At 59.5% G+C, this 13,618-nt stretch carries 7 protein-coding genes and 2 pseudogenes; 5 read left to right on the top strand and 4 right to left on the bottom strand.

Going from position 1 to position 13,618, the window contains the following annotated elements; all coding sequences use genetic code 11:
• The first annotated feature begins 523 nt into the window (after nt 1-523).
• From E4J89_RS17135 to E4J89_RS17120, 3 genes and pseudogenes are all read left to right on the top strand, one after another.
• Complete coding sequence (locus E4J89_RS17135; RefSeq protein WP_169304046.1) at nt 524-1,762, top strand: amidohydrolase; 1,239 nt, start codon at nt 524-526, stop codon at nt 1,760-1,762.
• Between the two features lie 454 nt (nt 1,763-2,216).
• A complete protein-coding gene (locus E4J89_RS17130; protein WP_136787430.1) occupies nt 2,217-3,422 on the top strand; it encodes an MFS transporter in 1,206 nt (401 codons plus the stop codon).
• Between the two features lie 922 nt (nt 3,423-4,344).
• Nucleotides 4,345-5,322 (top strand): annotated as a pseudogene (locus E4J89_RS17120) (aldehyde dehydrogenase family protein); the annotation flags it as partial.
• A gap of 420 nt (nt 5,323-5,742) precedes the next feature.
• On the opposite strand, the gene E4J89_RS17115 reads toward E4J89_RS17120, so the two are convergent.
• Nucleotides 5,743-7,155 carry an AAA family ATPase gene (locus E4J89_RS17115; RefSeq protein ID WP_136787429.1) on the bottom strand — a complete coding sequence of 471 codons (1,413 nt, stop codon included), beginning with the start codon at nt 7,153-7,155 and terminating at the stop codon, nt 5,743-5,745.
• Between the two features lie 292 nt (nt 7,156-7,447).
• On the opposite strand from E4J89_RS17115, the pseudogene E4J89_RS17110 reads away from it, so the two are divergent.
• Nucleotides 7,448-8,043 (top strand): annotated as a pseudogene (locus tag E4J89_RS17110) (recombinase family protein).
• A 186-nt stretch (nt 8,044-8,229) separates the two neighbouring features.
• Here E4J89_RS17110 and E4J89_RS17105 read toward each other — a convergent pair.
• The gene (locus tag E4J89_RS17105) at nt 8,230-9,228 is read right to left on the bottom strand and encodes a hypothetical protein (RefSeq protein ID WP_136787428.1); all 999 of its coding nucleotides are present in this window, start codon (nt 9,226-9,228) and stop codon (nt 8,230-8,232) included.
• A gap of 74 nt (nt 9,229-9,302) precedes the next feature.
• Nucleotides 9,303-10,202 (bottom strand): DUF4238 domain-containing protein, encoded by a 900-nt coding sequence (locus E4J89_RS17100; protein ID WP_136787427.1) that lies wholly within the window; start codon nt 10,200-10,202, stop codon nt 9,303-9,305.
• 173 nt (nt 10,203-10,375) lie between these two features.
• On the opposite strand from E4J89_RS17100, the gene E4J89_RS17095 reads away from it, so the two are divergent.
• The gene (locus tag E4J89_RS17095; protein WP_136787426.1) at nt 10,376-12,832 is read left to right on the top strand and encodes a hypothetical protein; all 2,457 of its coding nucleotides are present in this window, start codon (nt 10,376-10,378) and stop codon (nt 12,830-12,832) included.
• A gap of 495 nt (nt 12,833-13,327) precedes the next feature.
• Here E4J89_RS17095 and E4J89_RS17085 read toward each other — a convergent pair.
• Nucleotides 13,328-13,618: ATP-binding protein (locus E4J89_RS17085; protein WP_169304045.1), on the bottom strand; the 291-nt coding region annotated here is incomplete at its 5' end.

Raw genomic sequence — 13,618 nt, 5'->3', positions numbered from 1 at the left:
TGCCGCATCGCACCTGACCCTATGCCTTCGGCGCGGCGTACCTTCAACTGCCCCGCATAGCCGCTCGTTCCTATTACTACGTGCGTTACCAATCGCGCGCGATTAGGTCGAGGCATGGGCCGATCCCCGTCAGGGTGACCCCTCTAGGGACGATGCTTTGTTTGGCATGCGGTGGCAGGGCCTGAGCTCGACCTTGTGCGTTTTGCTTCCATCCTGGTGGTGCCGCTGTTGCTCGCACCGTTCGCTGGCGTAGTCTCGCACTCTCCTTGGACGACTGCGATTACCGCGGTCCACGGATGCGTTGCTGTACTCCCTTCGCGCCGATTAAGGCGCCGCAGTCCTTGCTCACCGCGCGCGCTACCCTATGGTGCTTCGGGGATTGGTCTCCAAAAGAGCTAATAGTGGTGCCCTTGGAAAATCATCGCTCGATGGAATACCAAACTTCATTAGAGTCCCGTTATTTGGATGACATTGTGGCGTATCTGTGGCATTCTGTATGCCAACGACGAAGTTTGGAGTTTTCATGGCATGGACCATTCTGCGGAACGGCCGCAACCGCGAGGGCGATCCGATCGATGTTGAGATTACCGAAGGGCGCATCGTGGCCTTGCGTTCCGCCAGTACAGCGCCGATGGCCGACGGAGAGGTCGACCTCGACGGACGACTCGTCCTCCCGTTGCTCGTCAATGGGCACGCACACCTCGACAAGACCTTCCTTGGCACAGAATGGCAGCCGCACGTGCCAGGCTCATCTGTGATTGAGCGCATTAAAATCGAGAAGCGGCTCCGCGCCGATCTTGTCGAGAGTGCGGGCGATCGGGAGCGGCTGCTCGCAGAGCGGATGATCGAGTTCGGCACCGGAGCCCTGCGCACTCATGTCGATGTGGACGCGGCTCTCGGCCTCTCGGGCCTTGAGCGGATGCTGAAGCTGCGCGAAGACCTTCGCGGCCTGCTCGATATTCAACTCGTGGCCTTCCCGCAAAGCGGGATCGTGCGGGACCCAGGCAGCTACGAGCTGCTTGAGGAGGCGATCCGGCTCGGCGCGGAGGTCATCGGCGGAATTGACCCGATTGGCATTGACGGCGACGTGGACGGGCACCTCGACGCGGTCTTCGGGTTGGCAGATCGTCGCGGTGCAATGATCGACATCCATTTGCACGCAGTCGGCGATGATGCCGTGCGCGAGTACCGCGGCATCATCACGCGTACGCGTGCACTCGGCATGGAAGGCCGGGTCGTTCTGAGCCACGCATTTGGTCTTGGTGCACTCGGTGCCCGCGAGCAAGAGGAGATCTTCAACGCCTTGGCTGAGCTGCGGATTGCGATAATGTCGAACGGCCCCGCCGGACTAATGCCGCCCGTCAAGCAGCTCGCCGAGCAGGGTGTTATCGTCTTCGCGGGCAGCGACAACGTGCGCGACGCTTGGTGGCCATTCGGCAGCGGTGACGTGCTCGATGTGGCGCGGAATATCGCGTGCCGGTCCGGCTTCCTCCGCGACGAGGACCTTGGGCTCGCGCTTGATCTGGCGACGAGTAATGGCGCTTGCGCGCTGGGCCTCCCGACGTGCGGTCCGAAGGTTGGCGAGCCGGCCGACCTACTCGTCGTTGATGCCGGCTCGGCCGCTGAGGCCGTGGCTAATCCCCCGGTCGGACGCGACGTAATGCGCTCTGGTGAGTGGGTGTCGCGCCGTCGCCTCCACACCGTCTCCGGGCCAACAAATCGAAGGGAATCGCCCGCTCAGTTCACTTCCGCGCTTTCTTGAGCCGCGTAGAGACTTCAATGATCCCTAAGAAGACGCGTGCGAGCCTGGCATCTCTGCCGATGCCGGAGCTTCTGGACCCGAGGCCTTCCCCTCATAGACCCTGAATAAGCAAATCACGGTTGCGGGGCGACGGCTCCGGCCTAATTCCAACAAACGACGATCTGCAGGACCCCGCCGGATAGCTGCCAGCGGAACGTCGATAAGAGCGAGCAGCATGTGCTCGAGGCGGTTGTATGTCGAAGCCGAACTGCGGCCATGTCAGTACTTCGGTGTCTTCAACAGCAGACGGGGATTATGTTCGCACCAGCACCGCGTCCTTCTGCTGCCGCAGGGGGTCGGCACACTCACGGAAGTGCGCAGTCCTTGTAAGCCGGCCAAACCGTAACACTGACAGACCGTAAGAGAGTGGAAAGTGGATAATTCGCAGTGGGCCTGCCCGGCAAGTTCGGGCCGCATGGCCAAACTACTGCCCTTGGCCGCCATTTTTATGTCGGCGGCCGCGATGAGGCCGGTGATCACTTCCCTCGCGGCGGTGTTGGACCAGGTCCGGATGGATTTCGACTCGCCCTTGGTCCTGTCTCTGTTGGTCTCCTCGCCTATGCCAATCTTTGCCATGACTGGTTTCCTTGCGCCGCTCGTCGTGCGGCGACTCGGCACAGTTGGTGCCATCACCGCGGCAATCGTGGTGTGCGCGGTGGGGCTGGCCCTTAGGCCGTGGGGATCGTTGGCCCAACTAGTCTCCTGCACGCTGCTGGCCCTATGCGCCACTGCAATGATCAATGTGCTCCTGCCCGCGCTCACTGCGAGTTACCTACCGGACCGAATCGGACCGACCACTGGGGCCTATACCGGCGTGATGACAGTGAGCACCACTATTGCAGCTGCTGCCACCGCCCCGCTCGCGTTGCAGTTGGGGAGCTGGAACGCATCCCTGACAGTCTGGGTGGTGTTTCCCGTGCTGGCGGCCCTGCTTTGGTTGCCCTTGCTCGGACGGTCGAAATCCAGGCGGGAAGCAGGGAAACAGTCTCCGTCACACGCGAATCAGCACTCACTGAAGACCGGATTCACCGCGCTGTTGGTGGTCCTTTTTGCCGCCCAGGCAGCCTTGGCTTTTACCATCATGGGCTGGTTCCCCACAATGATGTTGAGCCGGGGAATTAGCGCCGATGTGGCAGGGTACGTTTTTGCCCTTCTGCTGGTGGTCGGGCTGCCCGCCGGGCTCATCGCCCCAACATTCTTCGTCCGTCGGGGGCGAATTCGCGTGATTGCGACCTTGTCGTGCGCCACGGTCGCGGGCTGCACGGTCCTCCTTGTGCCCGACACGGGCCTTGCAGGCGCCGTTACGGCGGCGGTTCTGCTCGGCACAGGAACCGCGATCTTCCCCGTCGTCTTGACGATCATCGGGGACTTAGGCCGACTGACAGGCCAAGGGGTATCGCTCTCGGGCCGTGTACAAAGTCTGGGGTATGCGGGCGCCACCGCCGTTCCGCTCTTGGCGGGGCTGGCAGCAGGCTCCGATTGGTCGCCCGTTCATATGGGGCTGATAGCCGTGGCCTGTATACAGTTCCTCGCGGGGTGGCGTCTCGTGGGAATCGTCCGACTCAAGCGGCGCCTCGACAAGGAAGCGGCGATTACTGCAACGGATGAAGTTCTAGGCTGACGATGATGTGACCATTGCTGACAAGATGGAGGAACGGGGGCATGAGCCCCGTTGTCGTGACGTCGTGAGGCACCACTTTTCCGAGCTTCGCAGTGGCGCCAAGACCGATCGGCCGACGGATAGTATGCGCCGGCCGGTCATGCACGCTTTGCCGCCCAGCACCGTGCCACGGCGGATGTATTTAACCTCCGTGGATCAGATAACTATTCGCATCAATGCGAACATCAAGGAGTGTACTTGACGTCAGGCAGATTATCGGCCTTCAAAGTACGAGAGTTGAAGCAGCTGCAGGAACTCCCGTTCCACGGCCACTTCGGTGTTTCCACAGGTCAGATGAGCCTTTGCCAACGACCGTATTGAGATGGATCTCGCCGCCTCACGCCCGAGCACCAATTGAGCATTCCGCGGAACTTCGCCAGGGCGACACATCGACCCAGGTCACCTGACCGCGCCATTCCGCAGAATATAGCACGCGGGCGGCACGGCTCGGAACTCTCCACGAACTCACCAAACTCGCACCCGTGGCCATCATTGCCGATGCGCTCGGCTACTCCCCGGCTACGATCGGACGCCACTCCCTGACCCGGCCTCCGCCTACGCCCAATACGTAGCAGCAGCCAGAACCTCCGGACGAAACACGCCACGTGCCGCCACGGGCCGAACTAGCGCAACCTGCTAAGAGGGCTTACGGGCAACAACGGAAATCGTCTACTTCCGGCCCCTGAATACGTGCGCGTACCAGTTCAAATCAGCCGAATACCAGGGGAGTTTCCTACCTGTTCCTACTGCCGAGTATGAGGCAGGGCATGACAAAGGGGCTTGGGCTGAGAAATCCTGTCCGTGGTGCGCCGAGGGGTTCACCTTTCCGCTGCCGATATCCGACCTCCGCGTGGCGGGTAGTGAATCCACTGTCACTTTCTGAATCGGAGCGTGGCACTGGCCGATGATGATCAGCGTCTGGCAGCTCGCGCCGGCACTGCGGATGGGCAATACCGTGGTGATGAAGCCCTCCGAGTACACCCCGCTGTCCGTGCTGGCGCTGGCCGAGGTGCTCAACACCGTGCTGCCGGCCGACGTGCTGCACGTAGTCCCGGGTGGCCGCGAGGTGGGCGAGGCGCTGGCCGCGCACCAGGGCATCGACAAGGTGATGTTCACCGGCTCGACCGCCACCGGCAAGGCGATCATTCGTTCCTCCGCGGACACGGTGAAGCGCCTGACCCTGGAATTGGGCGGCAACGACGCCGGCATCGTGCTGCCGGACACGGACCCCAAGGCGGCCGCCCAGGACCTGTTCTGGGGCGCGTTCATCAACACCGGGCAGACCTGTGCAGCGCTGAAGCGCCTCTACGTGCACGAGGACATTTACGACGACGTCTGCGCCGCGCTCACCGAGGTGGCCGAGCAGATGCCGATGGGCGTGGGGCTGGACGAGAATAACGTTCTGGGTCCGCTGCAGAACAAGGCCCAGTACGACATCGTCGCCAAGCTGGTGCAGGCGGCCTAGGATTCCGGGGCCCGCGTGCTCACCGGCGGCAACCCGGAGGAGGGCCAGGCCGGCTACTTCTACCCGGCCACGTTGGTTGCGGACATCGATAACGACAATCCGCTGGTGGCTGAGGAGCAGTTCGGTCCGGCGCTGCCGATCATCAAGTACTCCACGGTGGATGAGGCCGTGCAGATGGCCAACGCGCTGAAGGTGGGCCTGGGCGCCTCGGTTTGGTCCTCCGATCCGGCCAAGGCCCGCGAGGTCGCGGCCCGGATCGAGGCCGGCACGGTCTGGATCAACAAGCACGGCGCCATCGACCCGCGCGTCCCGTTTGGCGGTGCCAAGCAGTCCGGTTACGGCCTGGAGTTTGGCGTCGAGGGCCTCAAGCAGCTCGGCTCGCCGCAGGTAATCAGCTACTTGCAATCACCCGTGGTGGGGCTGCCATCCCTCAGTGGCAACCCCACCCTCGCCGAACACCAGAGACTGTCTTCGGGGGCTTTAGCCGGTCCCCCACCACGACACCTTCGACCCGCTCCCCCGCCGCGAAAATCCCACACAGATGCTGGGATCCGAGATTCGCGTATACCCCGCCCGCAAAACTGTCCTGGTTAGGTCGCTCAACAGGTCATGCCGGGGCCAAAAAGGTTGACATAGTCAGAAGCTCGCGCCTCAACCGCGAAACAGCACCCCGACCGGCAGATCGAAGCACTTCGCTGCGGAGGCATCCTGACCGGCACATCTATGTGAGCAAGAAGTGATTCAGGGGCGGGCCCAGCCGATCATCCAGCTCTAAGAATTTCCCAGAAGAGCACGTCCTATGCCAGCGTTAATGCCCTAACGATCGGTTAGGCTCAGCTCGCGAACAAATGCCAGATGGACTTGGAGGGTCGCATCGGTCGTCGACTGCAGAAATCGATCCTGGTATTTATATCGAGTTCCGGATCCACCCGATGACCCTCCCGCGCGTAGAACACCTACCGCTGAGGCCTCGAACAGCTGATCGAGCGCTACCTTCGCATCTGGCGCCGTCATACCGGCTCCAGCTGCTGCAGCGGTCCATTCATCAACGGTGAATGACCGGCGCCCAAGTTGTTTCAACGCATTGATGACCGTAGCAAACGACGAGACATGGTCTGCAATCTCGTCACGCAGCTCATCAAGGGCATGTTTGCTATAGCGCATCTCCGCGGAGTAGATGTCAGCCTTCTCGATGCGCAAGTTCCCGTTTTGTAGCGCAACCTCGTGCGCGAAGCTCGCGAACGCGATCACATCTCTGGGACGACCAAGTGTCCTCTTGAGGATGTACGTCTGTGCCCCTGCCCGCTGTCGCATCTCCTCGTCTGTAAAGACGGTCTGCCATCCTTGGTCATCCTTCTGAGTACTCGTGCGAATACGGCGCTCAACGACCTCTGCCAACTCCTCGTTATGCCAGTCCAAGTAGATCGTCACTTGCCCAGTTTTATTCTTGTCATTGAAATTCAGCTTTTCCCACAGATCTGTTCGCAGAAAAACCACGACGGGCGCGGGGCCGGATTGCTTGAATAACCGTGCGAAGTGACGCGACGCTCTTACGGCACCGGTGATGAGCCTGAGGGATTCCTCGGAACCATCCCAAGCATCGTCAAGTCTGTCAACGAGGACAGTGATCGGCCTCTCGGCGGCAACTTGCGCCAGCAGCTTTTCAAGCTCGTCGAGCAACTGCACCGTTTGCACATCAATCAGGTCGGTAGGACGGTCAGCAATCTCAAGGCCGCCCATCGTGGCCACACCATCGATACCGGGAAGATCCAAACGACGCACCCGCTTCAGCCACTCCACCATCGATCCGAACGATCCGCCATCAGAGCCGAATCCGATCTTCTTCAGAAGCTTCTTACCCTTGCGCCGCCTCCAAAAACCGATCTTCGTCTGCACGCTGGCAAACATTGCAACGGCAATAATCAATCGCCAGGATGTGGTGTAGGCGAGAGCTTCCGGGCTTCCTCCCTCCCGCAAACTCTTGTGCGCGTGGAAGACGTAGTCCGATAGATCTAGCTCCACCACTTGGCTGTCCAAGGTCGCTGACAGATGCCGAAACAGGGCCGTTTTCCCGGAGCCTTTTCGGCCGATCACGAGTTGTGTTCCCGTTGCAGCTTTCTTGGTCGTACCTGTTTCTAAAAAGTACTCGAGCAATCTATCGTCACCCTCAGCGTCGTAGCGCCCGAAGTCCACCAGCTCGAATACAGAAGTCCCCGCGTTTTCATTCATACGTCGTTCTTACAGCATCAATAAGCCCCTGGGCGCATCCTCTCCAGGCCGCGGAAGTTATGTGTCGTGTCGCCGGGAGGACCAGACCAGCCGAACGCCTAAACGCCACACTCCTGGTCGTCTCACATCCCTAGAGATACGAGACGTCTCACTGGCACTGTCCCGCAGGATCCTGATTCCGATGAAATCACGCGACTTTCTCTGCGTCCCGCGACTCTCATAACTATGTCTCGAAACCTTGTGCTTGAATCGGCGTACGAATCATTAGTTATGAGACACATTGGAGGCAGTCATGTCGAAACTTATTGGCTATGCACGAGTCTCCACGCGGCAGCAGTCAACGGACCGGCAGCGAGCGGATCTACTTGCCGCTGGCGTTAGACGCGATGACCTCTATGTTGACCATGGCGTCTCCGGAGCGCGTGCGTCACGACCGAAGTTTGATCAAGCACTTGCCGCGCTCATGGAGGGTGACACGCTCGTCATCACGACTTGGACCGGCTCGGTCGACCCACACAGAACATGCTCGCTTTTGCGGATGAACTCCGCGCTCGGGGTGCCGGCCTGCGTGTCCTGAACCTGGGCGGAGGCGACGTCGACACAGCCACACCGATGGGCTCTATGTTGTTCACGCTCGTGGCTGCCCTTGCGCAGATGGAACACGAGATCAAGCGCGAACGCGTCAACGATTCCATAATCAAGCGAAGAGACGCTGGCGAGGACCTTGGCGGGCGGCCCCGCCGGGTCACTGATAGCCAGATCAGAAGCGCTGTTCGCCTGGTCAAAGGTGGCGAGCCCGCGGCGCAGGTTGCCCGGGATCTCGGTATGTCCCGAGCGACGTTCTACAGGCGGCCAAGAGCGCTTGCCGACGAGCAGGGCGACATTTAGCGCCACAAAAGGACCGCCATTTACCGCCAACAGTCACAGCTGCCCGATTGCAGCGAAATACGCCAAAAGCGTCCTGTTAAAGGAACCTTTGACGAGACGGCCTCGAACCTATAAAACAGGGCAACTCAATAAGCGGACTCAGCCGAGAGTGGTGGTCGTTGTCATCCCTTTGTGCTCGACCTACTGTCAGCCGACAGGGATGCCAGTAAGAACGCTGATGAGAGCTGTAACACCCTGGGTGGCCAGCACCGAAGCGGCGGTTTCTGTTCCCTTGTTCACCGCCGAAGACGCCAGCGACCTGATTTTCTCCCCCAGCCGCTGCCGCTGTTCCGGCGGCGTATCGGTGCTGGCTGCCTCAAGCAGGTCGTCGTGGCACTCCTTGGCCATGGCCTCGCTGCGCTCATCTCCCTCGAAGTCACCGTTGAGAGAAGCGATACGGACGGCTGCTGCCAACAAAGCCGCCGCATCCTGTGGATTCTGCACCTGAGTCCAGGCGTTCATGGTGCCGTGGTTGTCGCCGGCCACAAAGTTCCCGACGCTGCCGACGTTGTATGTATTGTTCACACCGGTGCTCCTTGACGCTGCCTCAAACGCCTCAAAATCGGCGTCATAACGGATAACACACTGCTTTCCCTTGGATGTCAGGGCAAGTCCCAATGTCTTGTCCTGGAAGCTCCCCATCGCCGTGAGCAGACCATGCTCCACGAGGTTGTTGAATGCGTCCGTCAACTCACTTTCCTTGAACGAGTCACCGTAAAAGTACCCGTAGGGTGTGCCGGAGATTTCCTGCAGGACTGCCCGGTTCTTGTCGTCGTCTCGCCAGCGGAGAATTGCCTTGTTGGCGGCAAGGTACCGCAAGCTTCGTACGTCTGCACCGCGGGCCCCCACCCTCCTGTACGTCGCCAGAAGTTCTTTGCCGGTGGAGCTGGGGTACAGCACCTCGTCAGCCTGGAAACCACCGGCAGTGGCGAACTGAGGGTTTAGCATCCCCTGGTCATCCAGAAGCTGTGTCAGCGTTTCCGCTTCTGCGCTGCCCAGTCCCAGCTCCTCTACAGCCTGCAACGGTGTCAGTTCAGTGGCGTAGGAGTTGACACCCCCTCGTGCCAGAACAGACAGCATCCTTGTTATCTGTACATCCTCCTCCGTCGAAGCCGTTCCCGTGTAGAGGACATATGAGGAACTCATAGTGCAGACTGCCTTTCTGGTTTACGTGTGGATCGGGGCGAGAAATCAGGGAAGGGGGACACCTCCGGCAAATATCATCCTTGAGTTCGTCCGGTCGCAATGACCGCAGCGTGCTTGAAGTTAAGAGTTCCCCTGGCTCCGACGATCCAACGCCTGCTGTTTTCCGCGAGCCGTGGATTTAATACAGGATTAAATCGAACGTCGTCAGGGAGGTTTTGACCGATCACGAGTAATTGAGTGGGGGAAAGGGGGAAGGATACGGTGCAGATGCCGGCGCCCTTGGTTGTCTCCCACAGGAGCACGGCACCGTCTCCTGTTACGAGACCTGGTATATCCCTCACCTGCCAGGGCCATTGTTCGAGCCCGAGGGTGGTCAATCTGAGGACATCCTGCAAGGACTGTGACAGGACCAACCTATCGCCGAGGGTCATCTCGGCATGTTCGATCCGACCCCCGGTTTTCAATACAACCGCGGGGACGCGAGTTTTGGCCTGATCCGCGTAGCGCCCCCGATCCAGATGCATATCGAGGAAGGCGACCACCGCGTTCCGTTCGGCTGCCGTCAACGTGTATCCCTTGCGCAATCTAACGATCGCCGGGATGCCGCGGTCTTCAATACGCCCATATTCGTGTTCGAGGTCGTAGCTAAGGATTTCAGAGTCGTAGCCGTAGCGTACGACTGTGGCACTTAGGTAAGAGGAGGGATAGCCTCGACCGTCCTGAAGATCGATAACATCGACGACGTTCCTATCGTCGGCCCATGCACGGATATAGCTCTTTGATACCGTATGTGCGTTTTTCACAGCGCTTTTTGCCATTATTGACGACACCCCCTCGCATCTCAAGGTATCCGATCCGAACCCTTCCCATGGTTCGTGCTGGAATGGTACTAACGTCAGGCAGAATGGCCTCATGTGCGGCAGATACTTGATGTCCAAGGCCACTGGTGACTTATTGAACCACTTTGAGGCCATGTTCAGCGGCTAAACGGGCGGTCCGGAGGCGGAAGAGCATTGTCAGGGCTTAGCGATCGCCTTCGAGGAGAGCCGAAGGTGGTCTTCGGTACATCGCCTAACGGATTCGTCCGAACGGCACCGTTGCGCTTCCGCTCTTCAGCGCGAAGCAACAAGCGTTGGGGGAGAATCCTTTGGGAAAAGGGAACGGCGAAGTGGTAGGTCGTCTGGTCGTGGACGGCGACGGGGCACTGGATGCACTGATGCAGAACGTGGAACAAGCAACTGCTGGTCTCTCACCGGCAGAATCCTGGGACGGATTACGGCAGCAGGTGCCCGGCATCATTCGCGCATGCGTCGATGTGATCACGCACGAGCTCCAGGGACTGGATTTCTGGGATGTCCTGGAAGCGATACGGCAAATCACCTCGCCCTCGGATCTGGGGACGTACAGGGAAAGTGAAAACACTAATCTCCCGGTCATAGTCGAAGTGATCGCGCTAGTAGGCCTTGCGCAAGCGCCCGACGGAGGACAGCAGCCTGATCAGGGACTCAGGACACCTCGGCAATTCAACGAGTCAGTCGAAAAAATCCACGCAGCCGGATATCAGATTGTTCAAGTTGCGCAGTTAATGGCTTTCGCCTCTTCCGAGGACGTTCACCTGGGTAAAGCGGCAGAGCTTACGGGCATACTCAGGGGCCATGGAGTCACGGTACGCGGGCGAAACTACCTTTCCATGTCACGCAGCGTAGTGAGTTCGATCTTTGGCGCCCCTCACCTCGAAAAAATCGTACGGGAGAGGATCGGGTACACGCACGAAGACGTCCTTAGGGTGTGGGACGGGATTCAGCGGTTTCGTAGCAACGTGCACGAAGCCCGTATCGAACGGATGGATCAGATTGTGCAGGAGTGGGCTGCCGGCAAGCCCCAGCCGCCAACTGTGACTGCGGAAGGGCGGCAAATAGCTCACACGCTGCTCCAGGGACCCGGGAGGGGATTGACGTTCACGCCCTCTGATATCTCGGCGGAGTCCGGAGTCAACGAGTCGTCGGTCCGGAGCATTCTGAATGCATTCAGCATCGCTGAAATCTCCACGTCTGCATACGACGCCTGCGCAAAGTTTGTCGATGGGGAAAACCTTCTGGCCGGAAAGGGAATGATTCGGGACGAAGATACCTTCATGCTCTTTGGGGACCCGATCCCGCACGATTACGTACGTCCAGTGATGGAATCACTCCTAAAGCCAGCGCCTGGGAAATCCGCCAAGGACTGGGAGCGTTACAAGCGCCACCGTGACGGCTGGGCAGAGGACACAGCTGCCTCTGCCCTTGCAAACCTTTTGGGCGTCGATTCGCCAACGTTCTCGTCCCTGAAGTACCGCGCCCCCAACAAAGCCAGCTCAGCAGACCTGTCACAAGAATCCGAGGATCCTAAGCTTGATACCCATGACACGGAGGCTGACGCCCTCTTCGTGATTGATGACGTTGCAGTCTGTGTCGAAGTAAAGGCAGGCTCAATCACAGACAAGGCCCGGACAGGAAACGTTCGCCGTGTTGAAACAGATCTTCGGAAAACAATCGGCGAAGCTGCCGAACAAGCATCCCGACTGGAAGGACTCATCCGGCAGAACGGCGGCCTCTGGCAACCCAATGGGAAGTGGCTTGACCTCGCAGATGTGCGGGAAATTCACTCAGTAGTCGTGTGCCTCGACGATTGGGGGCCACTGGCCATCGCCACCGATGCTCTTGTTCGGGCCGGCTTCATTACAGACACATCGATTCCCTGGCTGGTTTCCCTCCACGATCTTGAAGTCATCAAGCTTCTTTTTCACCACCCGGCCGACTTTCTCACCTATCTCAGGAGACGGACTGATCCTGTCAGCTCCCGCCTCATCGTGGCAGCCGACGAACTGGACCTGGTGATGTGGTACATCAATGGCGACATGTACATCGAGCCAGACCCAGACCAAATCCACGAGCAGCACCCCATGACGTCCCCTCCCACGGCCGCCGACCGCCGACGGTTCGCAGAAAGCAACGTACCCACAAGGATCAGCACTCTGACCGATCCCCTCGACGCATGGATGTATTACTCCACCGGACAAACCGGCATTCCAGCTGAGAAGCCCCTTCGAAAACACTCGGCATTTGTCAGCGGGCTTCTGGACTTTCTGCGGGCAGAACACAAGCCGGGATGGCTCCGATTTGGTGCCGACCTGGCCGGCCTTTCGGGAGTCGCCCAGCAGGGCATCGGAAACCATGTAAAGAGGCTCGTCACCATGACACGCGATGACGGAGAATTTCACAGGTCAATACAAAATTTCCCGGGGCCCTGGGGCCACCCTGTGCTGTTTATGGGTTCTAAACCGGAGCGCCGGCCGTTGCAGCAAGGCATGGAGCGCCTGGCGGCATACGGGACACTCAAGAAGTACCAGCTCCAGGCTGATCGAAGCCTTGAACTACTCTTTGACACCAAATACCAAATCGTTTCCGTGCGATACCTCAACGACCCCTACGTGAAGTCCGACTACATGGACCAGCGTCTTAGAGAGTCAACACTCGTTGCTCCTGCACGTATGCCAAAGGCGGTTCCGCCTTCGGCCCGTCGTTCCACTGTTCGCCTGAAGCCCAAGAAGAATAAGAAGCGTTAGATCCGAAGAGCACCGGACCACGCCGACACTGAGGCCGCACCCCTTGGATCACACGCTCTCGTCGCCAAACAGGTAAGTAGACGTCGCTCCTCCGGCAATTGACGCGGTAGCTAAACTAGGGTCCTCATCATCTCCGGTGACGAGCTGTAGGAGCTTGCCAAATACGCGCTCAAGGATAAAGGTGAGGCGCAACTGCAGCTTTCCGGCGAAGGTGAGCTACTAAAGTCCCTAACTGATCCGGGAACCGGCCAGGCCAAGGATCCTGTCCTGGTCACCTGGAAGGAAGTCATACAGCAGGCCAAACTGCCCTTCGAAGGAGAGGAACTGGACGCCGTGGCCCACTTCGTGGAAGGCGTGCGGCGGGAGCTGGTGAAAAACGAGACGCTGCAGAAACAGGCCAAGAACAACTCTCGGAGCCACTTCGGCAGCAGTGTTAACGCCAACCGAAAAGGGGGCCAGTTTTGCCGATTGAAAACAGGGCCACGGGTTGCTGTTCTATTGTGCCTGAAGCTGGCTTCTTGTCTTGTTCCGGAGCCGGTAGCTGCTTCCGGAGAGGTTCAGGACTTCGGCGTGGTGAACGATCCGGTCGATCATCGCTGAGGCCACTGTCGCGTCGCTGAAGACTTCGCCCCACCTGCTGAAGGCGAGGTTGCTGGTAAGGACCAGGGATGCGTGTTCGTAGCGGGATGAGACCAGCTGGAAGAACAGGTTGGCGGAGTCCTGATCGAAGGGGATGTAGCCGACTTCGTCAACGATGAGCAGCTTGTAGCGGCGTAGCTTGGCCAG

It is taken from the genome of Arthrobacter sp. CAU 1506 (genome assembly GCF_005047635.1).
Classification (GTDB): domain Bacteria; phylum Actinomycetota; class Actinomycetes; order Actinomycetales; family Micrococcaceae; genus Crystallibacter.
Note: the sequence above shows the minus strand (reverse complement) of the source record. Positions and strands in the feature narration are given on the sequence as shown.

Coding starts and splice junctions, on each gene's coding strand:
- E4J89_RS17135 (WP_169304046.1), top strand. CDS start 524: ATGGCATGGACCATTCTGCGGAACGGCCGCAACCGCGAGGGCGATCCG.
- E4J89_RS17115 (WP_136787429.1), bottom strand. CDS start 7,155: ATGAATGAAAACGCGGGGACTTCTGTATTCGAGCTGGTGGACTTCGGG.
- E4J89_RS17100 (WP_136787427.1), bottom strand. CDS start 10,202: ATGGCCTCAAAGTGGTTCAATAAGTCACCAGTGGCCTTGGACATCAAG.
- E4J89_RS17130 (WP_136787430.1), top strand. CDS start 2,217: ATGGCCAAACTACTGCCCTTGGCCGCCATTTTTATGTCGGCGGCCGCG.
- E4J89_RS17105 (WP_136787428.1), bottom strand. CDS start 9,228: ATGAGTTCCTCATATGTCCTCTACACGGGAACGGCTTCGACGGAGGAG.